Genomic DNA, 15138 nt, shown 5'->3' on the forward strand with positions numbered 1-15138 from the left:
AATAGTAGGGCTTAAAATAGTCGTAAGTCATTCGGTTTAACACAAGCCGAATTTTCAATCTTTACTTATTATATTTTTTCAATAAGCCAAATTTAAAAATTTGGCGGCTTCGCAAAAGTGGCATTTCCATTGAGCTAAGCACTCACTATCCTATTATTTTTTATACGTTGTTGTAAAAACTTTACTTTCCGAACCCAATATTCGGTTTTTCAGGTTTTACGGTTCTCTTTAATTCCGAATATTTAGTATCAAACTCGTCTTTTGAAATTGCGCCAATAGATTTCAACCATTTAAAATTCGACAATTGGCTTTGATAATCTAAATTTTCATCAATTACTAAATAATTCTCTCTCAAATATTCGTTGCGTTTTTGCATTAAACTATTGATGAATTTTTTAGGCGCATCTTTGTTTGGAATATTTTTATGAATGTAAAGATAGTTGTTGTCATTTAGTTTTAGTTTCCAAAAATTTTCTTTTGTCAACCAGTAAAAAGCCAAAATCACAGTTGCAATAAATACCCAAAATAACCAAGCGTAATTCTCTCCACCGCCACCTCTTATTTTGCTAATAAATAGTGCAATCGCAACAACATAGACAACAGCCGAAAAGAATAATATTGTATTATTCGACGTTTTATGAGTTACTTTTTCGCCCTCGATATTTTCATAAGGAATATCAACTTCGTTGCTATTTCCAAATTTTGAATAATTGTAAAAGACTTTATTTTCAGTCAACCTTAATTCTCTTTTCGCAAAGTTTTTGGTTTGCTTTAATTCGTTCATAAAGTTTTTTTTAATGTTTCAAAACGCATAGAAAGGTGGAGTTTTAATACTGAAATAAATTCAGCACAAGTTTCCATTTATCGGTCACCAACGAAGTTCGTTGATTCCAAGATAGTTATCAAGCGCATTCTACATGATTTGCACGAAAGTTTTTAACAGGATAGTTTGAGGTTCTGTGGTTTATCCTTTGGTACCCTTAATGGGGAGAAGTTTCCTAATTCTCTTATTGTAGCCTTCTATGGTATCTCCTTACCGCTATTTAGACACCAAAACGTTCCTTTAAGGCTTCCGTTAGTATGGCATAGCCCTTCAATAAATCTTTCTTTTCGGCCCCGATTCCTATTCTAAAATGCTTATCCATCCCATAAACATCTCCCGCCAGAATAAATACGCCTTTTTCCAAACGTAACCAATCCGAAAGTTCGGTAGAATTAATCGGGAATTTATATTTAATAAATACCATACCTCCGGCTTTTGGTGGTACGAATTCAATAAGGTCCTTATATTGTTTGGCCCATTCCGCCGTAACTTTTAGATTCTCGTTAAGCATGGTAATGTTACGGTTCAGTATTTTTTTGCGCATTTCTGGTTGCAAGGCTATTTCTCCGATTTTATGACTTAAGATTCCTGCGGTTATGGACGTATAATCGTGATAGGCCCACGTATCTGCAATAAGAGCTTTAGGCCCTACCAACCAGCCTAAACGCAAACCTGGCAATGCATAGGCTTTAGATAATCCGCCGTTGACCATGACCTTGTCGTACATTCCGTAAAAGCTAGGTCCTTCTACACCGTCTAAATCTGCTCCTTTGTACACTTCATCACAATAAATCCAAGCATCGTACTTTTTGGCTACAGCTACGATAGCTGCCATTTCTTCATCAGTAAGTACATAACCTGTTGGGTTGTTCGGGTTACACAACGCTATCATCTTTGTTTTAGCACTCATTTGCGCTTCTAGTTCTTTTAAATCAGGCTGCCAGCCGTTTTCTTCAACCAAATGAAATTTCTTTGGCGTACATCCCATTTCTTCTGCAATACCCCAAATCTGCATGTAGTTGGGCACCATCATCACCACTTCGTCACCTTTTTCTAGCAAGGTGTGGCAAGCAACGAAATTAGCCTCCGCAGAACCATTGGTTACCAGCACATTGTCATCGTCTCCATTAGGGTAGAGGTTGGCAATGGCCTTACGCAGCGAAATGGAACCGTTCGTTTGTCCGTAACCTAAAACGGTGGTCGTTAGCATTTTTATTTGCTCTGCCGTAAGTAATTCTTCCAAGGTATACGGGTGAAAACCACTCTCCGTAAGGTTAATAGGTACTGTATTTTCATAAAGGGATTGAATACGCTATAAGTCAAAAGTTCTAATGTTCATCGGTTGTATTTTTATAGGAATTATAGACGGCCGTAGCAATGATGATGTCTTGAACGGCTACGCCAGTTAAATCCGCTACGGTTATTTGCTTATCGTTTACTCTACCTAAAGCGGGGTTTTGAATCAGGTTGCCTAATTCAACAAGTTTAGTTTCGTCTAGGCACTGCTGTTGTCTTGCCCTGAAAATTTCCCCTCTTGTTTTGGATTGTGCGATACTGTCCGAAATGATGATATCCGCTTTTTGGATAATAGCCGTATCCAGTTCTATTTTTTTTGAAGTATCGGAACCAATAGCTGTAATATGCGTGCCTTTTTTTATTTGAGAAGCTTGTAACAAAGGTGTGGTAGCTGGTGTTGTTGTAATAATGACATTACATTTTTCGGCTAGCTCCGCTATGGAATTTGCTATCTGAATCTGATAATCACTGTCTTTAAAGTGCTCTGTAAATGCATTCGTTTTTTCCGGATTCCGCCCCCAAACTACGATGTTTTTACAGGCAGTAACCATAGGTAAATAGTCTAATTGCAGTTTGGCCTGCGTTCCTATTCCAATAATTCCAATGGCTTTGATGGCTTTTGGTGCTAGGTGTTTAATGGTGATTATACTGGCAATGACCGTGCGTATGTCCGTTAACCGACCTTCATCTAAGAGTACCGCTAGTAATTGCCCCGTGTGTTTAGAGAACAGTAGCATAACGCCTTGGCTAGATGAAATGCCCAAACTGGGGTTGTTATAAAAACCGGAAGCGATTTTAATCACGTAGTAATCCTGTTCTTTTATATAACCGTACTTAATATATGTTTCGCCTGGCGGGTCATCAAAAAGTAACTCGCCAACGGGCGGAACTACGGCTTTTGATAAGGATAAATCCACAAAGCCTTGTTCAATAGCGGAAACTAAATCTAACTGTGGCAGATACCTCAGAATTTCGGGAAGTGTAAGTATTACGGGTGTTTGTGGTATCATATCTAATAAAAATATCCATTATTTTTATTAGAGTAGCGCAGTATCGGCGCAAGAACGAAACTTATTTCCCAAAAACCTTCTCTAATGTTAGAAATAAGCACAACACATGATTTCGTGTCAAAAGTTCTCCTAAGGTATATATAATATCTTTTATTGGCACAGCAAAGGATGTGCTACCCCGAGGCTTACCTCTAAATGAAGTGTTTAATTCCTAAGAATGCCCAGCGAGCTTGCCCTGGAGAAGTCTACTTAAATTTTCGCTCTTGCTCCGTAATGGCCAAATCATTGATGCTAGAGAATCTTTTTTTCATTAATCCATCAGCATCAAACTCCCAATTTTCGTTTCCGTAGGCTCTAAACCATTGTCCTTCTTGGGTTTGGTATTCATATTCGAACCTAACTGCAATACGGTTGTCCGTATGGGCCCAATATTCTTTTCTAAGCTTGTAGTTGCGTTCTTTCTCCCACTTGCCGGTTAAAAAATCAACTATTTCTTCCCAGCCGTTTATGAAGGTATCTCTATTTCTCCATTCGCTATCCTCAGAATAGGCCTTGGAGATTTTTTCAGGGTTCCTACTATTTCAGGCATCTTCTGCCTTTTGTATTTTTTCTATAGCATCCTCTAAGCTAAAAGGGAGAAGTGGAAATTTTTGTTCCATGTGTCGTGTTTTATCCTTTTGGACTGTCTTAGTCGTATAGCGATGCCATTGAATTACATGAATTAACTACTATTATGTTATTGACATTGACCTACTAAATTGTTGCAACAAAATCTAAAAAGACCTTTTTATGAAGTTCAAGGTCCATATCGGGTGAAAGTGCCACACGTGCAATATAGTCCTTATCACCTTCCTTGGTGGTTCCTTGGGTAGACGTTGCCGGTATGGTCCAATAACATCCTTTTAATTGACCATAACTTACGCAGTATTTACTTTCATGCGGTATTTCGGTAATCATTAAATGAATCAACTTATGGTTCAAGGCTCTTTTGTAGGATTCTTTTTCTTCTGCCGTATTTCCTTTTGTGGGGAGGTCCAATGAAAACACGGATGGCGTAAATCCTTTCGCTGCCAATTCCTTTGAGACAAAATTTATTTTCGCTTCGGGTAGGGTCTCCTTGATAAAATCAACAAAGGCACGTGTATTTAAATACGCATCTTCAATCCTTTGATTCATGGTAGGTAGTTGCGTTGCCAGTATTTCTTGTTGAAGCGCGGTAGCCTCATTATCACATAATCTTAGGTGTAAGGCTATTTTCTCCATATAGCGCTCTGCCTTTTTATTGGAAGTGCAATAACCAGCCGTACATTTGCCCCCACTTGGGAATTTGGACCCACTTACATAGGTAATCGTATTAACGTTCGATAGGACTTCGCCTTCGCCCAAAAAATTGGTGTTGGGACAAAAGGTTTGGTCCAATATAAAAACAGGTGCAATTGCGAGCTTGCCCCTTGGTGTTTTTCGTACTTTGGTTAACGCCGCTTTTAGTTTTTGCATATCCGGAACTTCCACCCTAGGGTTGGTCGGTATTTCGGCGATGATATAGGGGATAGCATCTTGGTTGGCGATTTCATCTAGAATACGGTCAATACTTTGGGCCATATCGTTATCACCATCAACCGGTAAGTCCACCACTACCACGTTAGCAACACTAGTGGCAACACGTCTGGCTTGGTCATTTGTACCGCCATAACAATTGGGAGGGACAAGGATTTTAATGGATTTTCCCTTATGATTGACCAGCGCATGATGAATTAAACCCATTACAATGGCATATTGTATGGAAAGTCCGCTTGAGCCTACAACCGCATTTACATCGGTATCCGTAATTTTTTGAATTGCATCCAAGACAAGCTTATTCGTATCGCTTGGCGCTACACTGGTACTATGTGAGTCATTATTTGGGCTAGCATCACTATCCGAAGTTTCCGTTAACCTTTGTAAGGCAATAAGAGCGTTCGCCGGGGTCATGGCAATACTCTCCCTTCTTCTTACATGCTGAATGGCTGCGATGTAGGGTTGGTTCTGTGCTCCGTTTACCGCAATAATGCTTCCAAGCTTAGGGTAAAGACCTATGAAAAAATCAATATTTGAGTTAAGATTGAAATCACCTACCGTGTCTTCTTGGGAAATAAAAATAGTACTACCATTGAACGCTGCAATCGCTGATGCATCATCAACTTGCTTTACATCAAAATCATAACCATATATGCGTCGCACTACATCAGCATCAAAGCCTTCTGGGAGTTCCCCTTTATAAAGAATTTGTGTGTCTCTGCCTTCCAATGCGTTTTTTCTCAATACGGCTAAAATAGGCATCGTCTTTGACGAAAAACTGATTACATTTTCAGCTTTTAACTTGTTCTGTTCGGCTATTGCCCATTCTAACACAGAGGATAAGGGATGGCCCAATCGTATATAGTCATACGCCGTGGGTAAGTTATTGAGTGCTGCTGTTGTTGTGTTATTGTCTTGATATAGCTTTTCAAACTGGGATAAAAACTGAGTTTTAGCCAGTTCTTCTTCGTAGATATCCAGTCGGTGCGTTGTTAAATTTAACCAGTCTGGCGGTAGGTTTTCTAACACACCTTCAATATACTTTACTGTTTTATTTGACTCCATAATTGCTGCGGTTAACGAGGTCACGAAGATATTAATAAGGATGATGTATACGTCGCACCAACCTTGATTAAATTACAGTAAACTACTAGTGTTCTTTTAGCTGTGTTTTGGAAGTTTTTTTGAAATGGTATGCGCTATAATCTGATTTTTAAGAAATAGCTGTTTCGTTGTCGGTTGGATGCGCGATTTTTTTTCATTCATATTTTACTAAGGAAGTTTGTTGATTCCAAAATCGTTATTTAATGATTCCTACAGGGTTTGTGCGGAAGTTTTTAAAATAGCATGGTTTAGTTGAAATAAATATCAAGTGGACCAAAAAGTAAATAGGAATATGATAAAGCGATAAAACAGGTTGGCCAGGTTTACGGACAACAATACCAGAATACCCACTGGTATGGCCCAATACCAACGAATTTTCATAAACCTTTGAATACTAAAAATGGCATAAAGCCCCGGAATAACAAATGCGAAGAGATGAAATGCGCCATTAGAAAGCAAAGAATCTTCATCACCTGTGATAAGAAAAAGCAGCTTACTTACCCAAGGTAGCATAATCCAACTGGCCATAAACAAGGAGAAAAAATGAAAAGCAAAAATGAGACTGTCATAATAAAAGCGTCTTTTTTTTAGTGCCAACAAATACACAAAAAGGGCAATCATGGGAATATTGATTATCATGATAGACTTGGAAATAGTGTCGCTGCTATTTTGATAGTTTACAGCATAGGAGGTGCCTTCCAAACCTTCAGTTTTAAGTTTTGAGACTACCCATTCACGGACCCAATCACTATAGGGTTGCGAATACACTTGGTCTACTAACGAAAGTGAGTAATCGGATAAGGGGTTGACAAAGAAATAGATAAGGTTAAAAAACAGGAACAAGGTAATGGGGGAGATAAACTTCTTTAGCTTACCCTTTAAAAATTCAACCGTCATCAGGCCCGTATACCTGAAGAGGTACCAGACACTTAGTAAAAAACGATTATCCAAAAAGAAAATATTACCAAAAAATTCTCCCAAAAGCTTCCCAATGGAGCGGTCCGTATTGTCACGAACGGCCTGCCCACACTGTTGGCAAAAGTTTCCATTGCTAGGTGCGCTGCTATTAAGACATTTTGTTTTTATGATGACATGGTGTTCTTCCATGGTTACTCACAGTGTTTGGTTTTGGTCTTTCGTAAATATGGAGATTTTATATTTAAATTACTAATAAACCCTTTTCAGGATTGGATTGGTGCTTCTGGATACAGATGTTGTCAGTTCGATTTCTATGACGTTACCAAACGATTTTGATAAAATGTTCGGTTATTTATCAGAGCAAAAACGAGGTGTATGATTTTGTTTCTAACTGCGTTTAAAACGCTCATTTTGTTCTTGCCTTCTTTGACTTTTCGATGATAGTAAACGGCCAGATCGTTATCCAACCGTATTACGCTCAGGGCACCTAGATGTAGTAGTTTTTTAAGCCCTTTGTCCGCATGGTTTGAGACTTTGTTCCTACCAAATACGGACACTCCGGAAGTGTTCGCGAACGTTGCCACCCCTGCATAGCATGCAAGTTTTCTAGGTTCCCTTATGGTCTTGAACTCATTTGTCTTCACGATTAGGTTCATGCACAATATCGGCCCTACGCCCGGTATCGACCGTAAACTTGAAGCCAGGTCCTTTATCCGTTCACAAGAGTCGATAAGCTGTTTTATCTCCAATTCTATCGCACCGATTTGTTCGGTCAGTTACTTTATCAGTTTCTTGTTTTTGGAAAGGATCGACCTGACGAGCTTTACGTTGCCCAGAACAAGTATTTCCTTACTTTTAATCTTGATTTCCTTACGCTGTTTTACCCTGAACTTCCTTTCCGAGACCAGTACCTGTTGGGATTCCAGCTCCGTTCTTCTTTCTATGTAACAATCCATTTCACCATGGTTCCTACGAATGAACCTAGCTATCCTGACCGCATCTATTACATAATTTTTTCCGCGTACGAGCCCTAGGTTTTTCTTTAGGTGTAATGGGTTTACGACATAAAAGCTACACTTCAGCCCGGGAAGTATTCTCATCAGTTCCCAAGAATACTTCCCTGTGTTCTCGACACAGATATGATACTCGTGAGTAGTATTCTTCAAAAGCCTGCCAAAGTACTTTATTATGGATTGTTCAGTGTTTTCAATGACCAAGGATTCAGGAGAATCCGATAGAACGCATACGTCCAAAGTGGCCTTGCTGACATCGATTCCGATGAACTTTAATTCGGTTTTCATAAATTCGCTTTAGTTAATCAAATAGATAGTACTCAACTCCTTGATAATGGGCTTAAGATTCCGAATTTCTAATTTGAGTTTTATCGTAAACGGAAAAGATATGAATCGAACTTTGAGCTTGTATCTCAGAATGAATTGATAGTGTATCTTTTCCGTTTTTAAGTTAATCATTCGCTAAAACAAATCTAAAGGAGTGACGTCCTGAAAGAGACGTTGTATCGAGAACGTTCGGAAGAGAATGCTCCGACTGAGCTTAGGCAAACGCCCTCGGGAACACAAGAGCTTCTCGATACTCCTTTTACTCCCGAAAAGTTCGTAAAAGCCACTCGAAGTGACATGATGAGTTTATATTAAATTAATAACAATTATGGATGACGGTATGAGTTGTCAGTTCGAGTGACGTCCTGAAAGAGACGTTGTATCGAGAACGTTCGGAAGAGAATACTTCGACTGCGCTCAGGCCAACGCCTCGTGAACACATGAGCTTATCGATACTCCTTTTACTCCCGAAAAGGTCGTAAAAGCCACTCAAAGTGACTTGATGGTATTAAGTATTATTCTATTTCTACAATGTCAGTTCGAGTGACGTCCTGAAAGAGACGTTGTTCCCGAGAACGTTCGGAAGAGAATCCTTCGACTGCGCTCAGGCCAACGCCCTCGTGAACACAAGAGCTTTTCGATACTCCTTTTACTCCCGAAAAGGTCGTAAAAGCCACTCGAAGTGACTTGATGGTTTTAAGTATTATTCTATTTCTACAATGTCAGTTCGAGTGACGACCTGAAAGAGACGTTGTATCGAGAACGTTCGGAAGAGAATCCTTCGACTACGCTCAGGCCAACGCCCTCGTGAACACAAGAGCTTCTCAATACTCCTTTTACTCCCGAAAAGGTCGTAAAAGCCACTCGAAGTGACTTGATGGTTTTAAGTATTATTCTATTTCTACAATGTCAGTTCGAGTGATGTCCTGAAAGAGACGTTGTTCCCGAGAACGTTCGGAAGAGAATCCTTCGACTGCGCTCAGGCCAACGCCCTCGTGAACACAAGAGCTTCTCGATACTCCTTTTACTCCCGAAAAGGTCGTAAAAGCCACTCGAAGTGACTTGATGGTTTTAAGTATTTTTCTATTTCTACAATGTCAGTTCGAGTGACGTCCTGAAAGAGACGTTGTATCGAGAACGTTCGGAAGAGAATGCTCCGACTGAGCTTAGGCAAACGCCCTCGGGAACACAAGAGCTTCTCGATACTCCTTTTACTCCCGAAAAGTTCGTAAAAGCCACTCGAAGTGACATGATGAGTTTATATTAAATTAATAACAATTATGGATGACGGTATGAGTTGTCAGTTCGAGTGACGTCCTGAAAAAGACGTTGTATCGAGAACGTTCGTGAACACAAAAGCTTCTCAAAACAAATCACTTAATCACCAACACCTTAGGATTTATAGGGTACAACCATTCAATACCACGTTCGGTAATGACCGCATCATCCTCTAAAGGAACACGCAGTTTTTTACCGCCCCATTCCGGAACTTTGGTATAAGCGAACAGTTCAATGGATATCAGATTTGAAGGTTTTAGCTCATACCCCAAACGTACGGGATTGAAAAACGCGATAGACGGACCAATTCCGTGTCCCCAGTTGCCAACGGAGTGACAGCCGATAATGACATCGGTCTTATCCAAATCGGTATATTTATTAAAACCTTTCATTTTGTTGAACCCCGCTTTGGTTAAAGCGGCGTACACCGCATCTTCTGCCTTTTGCGCCGTTACACCGGGTTGTATCGTTTTTTTGATGATATCCCGAACCTTTACACCTTGGTCAAAAGCATTCTTAATGCCTGCGGGAACTTCGATTTCGCCCTCTCTTAATACGTAGGCCATGCGTTTCATATCGGTAAACATGTTCATGAGACCAACGCCCCAATCCAACATCAGCACATCACCCCGTTGTATGATACGGTCGCTAGAGGTGGCCACAACACCATCTGGACCCGTTATATAAACAGAAGGCATTCCAAAGGAAGAACCCAGATTATTCTTATACTGCTCCTCTTTCATGAACCAGGCCACGTCTTCCAAGGTAGTGACCCCGGGCGTAATTACCTCGTTAGAAAAAGCCCTTTCCGCAATGGTATAGGAGAATTCACCTGCCTCACCGTATATGGCGATTTCACTGGCCACACGACGCGAACGAAAATCAGAAACCAATTTCTCCGCGGAAACAAAACGCTTGGCATAATCCTCACCCAGAATTTCCGAAAGCTCTAGATAAGCTGAGTGGGTGAGTCCGTCCGCTCCTCCAAAGTTTTTGGAGATATTAAGACCAATGGTTTTGGGATTTCGTTTCTGAACGAACTCCTTCAGTTCGTCCGCTGCACCAAAATAGTCGTACGTACCACCTTCCTTCAGCAAATAGCCCCCTACACCCAGTGCTGCACGTTCTATACGCTCTTCACCAGTATCATAAAAGATATAATACGCATTTGCGGTAACGTAGCCTTCGCCCATATCGGCATACAAGGGGTCTAGATTACCTTCCCTATTGGTCACGATCCACATGTCTATGTTGTTTTCCCGCATAGCGGAAGGTAAGACCAAATCAAATTTATCTTGCCGTACTTGATTCATTTTACGCCAACGGCGCATGGCTTCCTGACCAAATAAATTGGTGCATAGGAGTACGAGAAAAAACAAGGGTAATCTTTTCATTAATAGCTATTTTGATGAATTCTAAAAATAGAGATAATTTGTTGAATATTATCTAAAATATATCTGACTACAGCTTGATTTTTTAGCCTATTCTGGCCATACCTTTTTAAAGCGTTCACAGACGATAAGCATATCCTCCGTTGGTTGTTCTCCGCTTTCGGCTAAGAAGGATTCAAAAAAAGCCCAATGCGTTTTTTTCCATTTTTCAAGCGGTTGCTCAGTGGTGCCCATATCCGTAGCGGCATATTCCGATGAGACTTTGTGAAATGGGACAGTATCTACTTGTACGGTTGTTATAATCGCCAGGGCATTACCCTCAAAATCGGTCACGATTTGCATATCGCCCGGGCGGGGCACATCTACCTTATACTTTTGATAGAGCGAATATAGCGAGGAAGCCGCGGTCTTTTCTCCTTCTAAGATAAGCTGTCCGAGCCTATTTGCATCCGCCTCGTTATTGTGAAAAAAATCGACATCCGGCGTGGCAGCGGTGGCGTACTCGGGATATGCGGTGATATAGTCTTGCCATAATATTTCTGGGGTTTTTAGGGCGGGTTCACTTTTACAGCAGATGGATAACAGGAAGAACATTAGTATACTGGAATATCGCATAATCGTTGGTGTTTAGGATGACCTTATTGACTCACAAATTACGCTATTCTTTGGTTATCCAAACAAGTAAGCGGATGCGGGTGTTCTTTTAGGTCCCCCAACGTTACGAATTCCTTTCGCATTACAATTCCTATGATACGCGGTAAGAATAGCGCGTCAGAATCTTTTTCTTTGTAATTAGAAATCACTTATGGTATTTTTTACATGTTTATTTTTTGGATTTATTATCGCTGCATCGGGCAGTATAAGCCCTAGCTTTTTAAACCTTACCGTAGTTAAGTTCAGTCTTAAAAGTGGACGCAAATCGGCTTTGTACCTTATTGGGGGCTTCGCAACAGTACTTTTCTTTCAGGCGAACATTGGGGCGTATTTGGCCAGTGTACTCATGAAAAACTCGGAATACATTACCATCATACAGATGATAGGTACCAGTATTCTCATCCTATTATCCCTAAATTTTTTTCGATTGCATTTTAAGTCTAAGGGACAGTTAAAGAAGGTGGAGATAGAGAAGTCCAAAGCATATATGCATGGTTTAGGGATGTCCCTTTTAAATACTTTTGCCATACCTTTTTACTTTACGACCATTTCCTTTTTGATAGGGCTGGATTATTTTGAATATTCCCTTTTGAACAGTTTTTACTTTTCTATCGGCTCTACCATCGGTTCATTTACCATTTACTCAGTATATGCCACCGTTGCCAGTAGAATAGAAGATAGATTAACCACCGTAGCCACAAAAATGAACTTTATCATAGGTTGTTTAACTGGTGTAGTAGGACTGGGGAATCTTTTCTATCTCCTATAGGTAATACTCCCTAACTGGCTATATATCAATCAAAAAGAAGGTTGAATTCCCTGAATATTCGTATATTACCATATGGAAATACCAAACGAAGCAATCTATCTTATGGTTACCGTAACACTAGTTGCCGCGGCACTGGGTCTATTTTCGTACATGACCAAGGATAGTAGAAATTTTAGAAGTAGCCGCAATAGAAGGGCTAGAAAGCAGCATTAGTAGTTAACGTTCGATTTAATTGGAATTAGGACGACTTTCATACAAGCGAATCGCTTTCATGTAATTTTGAGCGCCATTCATGGTCAGGTCGTTGAGAAATCCGTCCAATTCAGGATGATGCACTTTAGTCCATTGAACCAATTCATTCACTCTTTTTTCCCATAGTTTCCATTTCGCATCCGGACATTCCAAATTATCGATTTGGGCTATTTTTCCTAGTTCAAACTGAAATCGATAAATACAGGTCATGGGGCTGTTCTTCAAGAAAACCAATCTAGGGGAATTTACAACGACTTCGGCAATGGCTACGTCGTCCTCAATGCGAATATCCTTTAATCGGTACACAGGCCTAAAAACCGAATCCCACTTAAATTTCTCGTAATAACTCTCCCGGGAAAAAGGCATCGTAAAATCGCCCTCGGTGGTGACCAAACTATCGGAAAGCGTGCTTTTAATCTGTTCGTAATCGCCCTTAACAAAACCCTCGTAATACCCACTCACCAGTTGACTAGCTGTTTGTTGTTTATCCTTACAGCCAAGACCAACGACCAAAATGCTTACGAAAAATATCTTTTTAATATGGGTAGTTATGATAGGTAAAGTGCTTGTCACAGTGTTCTTTTTATTCCCTACTAAAATAACGGTTATAACGTTCTACTACAACAAAAAACAAAGCACCCGTAAAATAGAGGAATACATCAATACCATCTGCGGTGTAACGCGAATTGAACTGTGGCAAAAACCATTCAAAATAGCAAGCGTAGCCCAGGGTGAGGATGCCTACAAGCAGTATAGGAAGTTGTATACGGCCGTCTTTTTTAAGGTAACGCACTGCAAGCTGCGCTATTTTTAGGACAATGGGCATACAGAGCAAATCGTTCAAATAGTTATTGATGAGCGATGGTAAGGCAACGGAAAATCGTTGTAAAGTGTACACTACGAGCGCTAGGGTTACAAACACCGGAAAATAAAAACGTTTCACATATGTTACGCTCCAACTCCTAAACATTACGCAGCGATATAACCGAACAATAAGGCCAAAAACGAGCCGATTGCGATGACCACCAACCAGATGGAATAGAAGAAACGTGCTACATACCGGATGATGAGATTCTCATGGTCCTTGACATCTTCCAGAAATCGCGTTACCGCGCTTTTCTTTTCTGGGTTCGCCTGTGACTTTTGCCGTTCTAGAACCTTTGCTTTGCGCTCTAGTTCCCGTTTTAGGGTAATGTTAACGATGTTACCGCAATTGGGGCAATAATCCTCGTTCAAGGATACTTCCCCGCAGTTATTGCATCTTCTATAGGTTTCGTTGCCCATCTTACTGCAAAGATAGTACAGTATGGCGCTTTCACTAACGCGATAACGAGGGATTGTGACTTAAATAAAACTATCAGCGCATAAGGGGATAGGCAAGATTTGTTCGTTGTATCTGCCTTCGCTCGAGCGGTAATGATTCTATAAATTTCAGATAGTTGCCTTTGGGATACCCATCATTGGCCATTTGAAAAATAGCTAGCAATTCCATTCGGTCCGCTTCCCCTATAGTTGGTATTGGCCAAGACCTATTTTCATCGGCATAGGGCGCAAGGTAATCCAGTGCCAGTCGTAATCGCGAATCCTTATCGCCAACTTTCCAAAGGTCAATATCTACTCTCTTGGCGAGATGCGCCACTGTAAACATAGCGTGGAGGTTGTAAATGCTATAGAAAAGGGAGCGTGTACGTGCCATTTCTTCGGGCATAGTACCATTCAACTGAATTTGAGAAAGAATCCGCTTGTGGGCGAATCGTTGCGCGATGCGGGTTGCCATTTTTCGATTATCCGCATACAACGCAAAATATAGGGCTTGTACATCATAAAAGGAACCGTGATTGTTCAGAGAGGCCGCTTCCTCTAAGGCCATCTCATTTGTGGTAAGCCACTTCAAGTAGGCATTGGACCATGCCTTTAATGCACTATATTCCTTTGGACTCAAGGCACCTAATTTTGAAATCAATTGCGCGCCCTCTAATGCCTTGATGATAAGGCGCCCATCCAATACCCCGGACTTGGTACCTTCGTTATGCCCTGGTCGGCATTGGGCATGATTAAGATTTGGATGCATAAGGGTAGCGCTATCAATAAACCAGACGCGCAGTAGTGATGCCGCTTTTTCAGCATACTTTTCCTCTCCCGTGAAATAATAGGCCAGTCCTAAAGTTTCTGTATGTTCTGCAAAAGTTCCTAAGCGTTGTCGGTCAGATTTTACTAGACTTTGACTATCGGGATTCGTTTCCCCATCACGACGAATGTAGGGTAATCCATTGGTTGTCTTGGGGTCTGGCCACCAGTATCTGCTGTAACTGGCGTAGTCATGTATATCTCCACTAGGTGCCATTTTTTCCTTATCCGTGACTGAAAACGGACCTTCTTTGAGTGCCGCCTCGGCTTCTGCAATAAGTTGGTTAAAAGCAGGCTTGTATTTTGCATCACCGTTTTTAATGGCCGCTTTTGTTGTCGCAAGATGGATGGGGTCCATTAAAATAGTAGTAGGGTAATCGATTACCTCCTCATTTTTCTTACACATGGTTACCCTTACCAAAAATAATAGCAACATAAGTGGTAAGGTTCTTTTCATAAGGAGGTTTTATCTATTATAAATTTAAGGACGTACTCTTCGGAAGCATAGAAACAAGGTACATTATTTCTTGCATAGTTATATAGGCTTACGTGATAATGGAGCTAATAATTACCACGAGAATCGCTTCAAACGAAAAACATTTTCTTTTTAAATACCGTG

General features: G+C 40.6%; 16 protein-coding genes and 1 pseudogene. 2 read left to right on the forward strand and 15 right to left on the reverse strand.

Features of this window, described 5'->3' with window-relative positions:
• Nucleotides 1–181 precede the first annotated feature (181 nt).
• The 11 genes and pseudogenes from BFP77_RS15495 to BFP77_RS17040 form a co-directional block, all read right to left on the reverse strand.
• On the reverse strand, nucleotides 182–784 hold the full coding sequence (locus BFP77_RS15495; RefSeq protein ID WP_099574956.1) for a hypothetical protein: 603 nt from the start codon (nucleotides 782–784) through the stop codon (nucleotides 182–184).
• A 259-nt stretch (nucleotides 785–1043) separates the two neighbouring features.
• Entirely contained in the window at nucleotides 1044–2066 is a 1023-nt protein-coding gene (locus BFP77_RS15500) for an aminotransferase class I/II-fold pyridoxal phosphate-dependent enzyme (RefSeq protein ID WP_099574957.1), read from the reverse strand.
• Between the two features lie 85 nt (nucleotides 2067–2151).
• Entirely contained in the window at nucleotides 2152–3129 is a 978-nt protein-coding gene (locus BFP77_RS15505) for an ornithine cyclodeaminase family protein (protein ID WP_099574958.1), read from the reverse strand.
• A gap of 245 nt (nucleotides 3130–3374) precedes the next feature.
• A pseudogene (locus tag BFP77_RS15510) lies at nucleotides 3375–3788 on the reverse strand (nuclear transport factor 2 family protein).
• Nucleotides 3789–3882: 94 nt separating this feature from the next.
• A complete protein-coding gene (locus BFP77_RS15515; protein ID WP_099574959.1) occupies nucleotides 3883–5751 on the reverse strand; it encodes a PLP-dependent transferase in 1869 nt (622 codons plus the stop codon).
• Between the two features lie 303 nt (nucleotides 5752–6054).
• Nucleotides 6055–6897 carry a DUF3667 domain-containing protein gene (locus BFP77_RS15520; protein WP_099574960.1) on the reverse strand — a complete coding sequence of 281 codons (843 nt, stop codon included), beginning with the start codon at nucleotides 6895–6897 and terminating at the stop codon, nucleotides 6055–6057.
• Nucleotides 6898–7019: 122 nt separating this feature from the next.
• On the reverse strand, nucleotides 7020–7457 hold the full coding sequence (locus BFP77_RS15525; RefSeq protein ID WP_180272370.1) for a transposase: 438 nt from the start codon (nucleotides 7455–7457) through the stop codon (nucleotides 7020–7022).
• Nucleotides 7458–7484: 27 nt separating this feature from the next.
• On the reverse strand, nucleotides 7485–8009 hold the full coding sequence (locus tag BFP77_RS15530) for an IS110 family transposase (RefSeq protein WP_099574962.1): 525 nt from the start codon (nucleotides 8007–8009) through the stop codon (nucleotides 7485–7487).
• A gap of 1412 nt (nucleotides 8010–9421) precedes the next feature.
• Entirely contained in the window at nucleotides 9422–10720 is a 1299-nt protein-coding gene (locus BFP77_RS15535; protein WP_099574963.1) for a M24 family metallopeptidase, read from the reverse strand.
• A gap of 87 nt (nucleotides 10721–10807) precedes the next feature.
• Entirely contained in the window at nucleotides 10808–11332 is a 525-nt protein-coding gene (locus BFP77_RS15540) for an ASCH domain-containing protein (RefSeq protein WP_099574964.1), read from the reverse strand.
• Nucleotides 11333–11370: 38 nt separating this feature from the next.
• Nucleotides 11371–11520 (reverse strand): hypothetical protein, encoded by a 150-nt coding sequence (locus tag BFP77_RS17040; protein WP_180272371.1) that lies wholly within the window; start codon nucleotides 11518–11520, stop codon nucleotides 11371–11373.
• Between the two features lie 2 nt (nucleotides 11521–11522).
• Here BFP77_RS17040 and BFP77_RS15545 point away from each other — a divergent pair, with 2 nt between their 5' ends.
• Nucleotides 11523–12140, forward strand: a complete 618-nt coding sequence (locus BFP77_RS15545; protein WP_099574965.1) for a LysE family translocator — start codon at nucleotides 11523–11525, stop codon at nucleotides 12138–12140.
• Nucleotides 12141–12212: 72 nt separating this feature from the next.
• A complete protein-coding gene (locus tag BFP77_RS17045) occupies nucleotides 12213–12353 on the forward strand; it encodes a hypothetical protein (protein WP_164721426.1) in 141 nt (46 codons plus the stop codon).
• A 15-nt stretch (nucleotides 12354–12368) separates the two neighbouring features.
• Here the strand turns inward: BFP77_RS17045 and BFP77_RS15550 are convergent, their stop codons facing one another.
• The 4 genes from BFP77_RS15550 to BFP77_RS15565 form a co-directional block, all read right to left on the reverse strand.
• The gene (locus BFP77_RS15550; RefSeq protein WP_099574966.1) at nucleotides 12369–12965 is read right to left on the reverse strand and encodes a nuclear transport factor 2 family protein; all 597 of its coding nucleotides are present in this window, start codon (nucleotides 12963–12965) and stop codon (nucleotides 12369–12371) included.
• Nucleotides 12966–12975: 10 nt separating this feature from the next.
• Complete coding sequence (locus BFP77_RS15555; RefSeq protein ID WP_143751924.1) at nucleotides 12976–13335, reverse strand: hypothetical protein; 360 nt, start codon at nucleotides 13333–13335, stop codon at nucleotides 12976–12978.
• Nucleotides 13336–13361: 26 nt separating this feature from the next.
• The gene (locus tag BFP77_RS15560) at nucleotides 13362–13676 is read right to left on the reverse strand and encodes a hypothetical protein (protein ID WP_099574968.1); all 315 of its coding nucleotides are present in this window, start codon (nucleotides 13674–13676) and stop codon (nucleotides 13362–13364) included.
• A 73-nt stretch (nucleotides 13677–13749) separates the two neighbouring features.
• A complete protein-coding gene (locus BFP77_RS15565) occupies nucleotides 13750–14976 on the reverse strand; it encodes an alginate lyase family protein (RefSeq protein ID WP_099574969.1) in 1227 nt (408 codons plus the stop codon).
• Nucleotides 14977–15138 lie beyond the last annotated feature (162 nt).

The organism is Maribacter sp. 4U21 (genome assembly GCF_002742365.1).
Taxonomy (GTDB): domain Bacteria; phylum Bacteroidota; class Bacteroidia; order Flavobacteriales; family Flavobacteriaceae; genus Maribacter.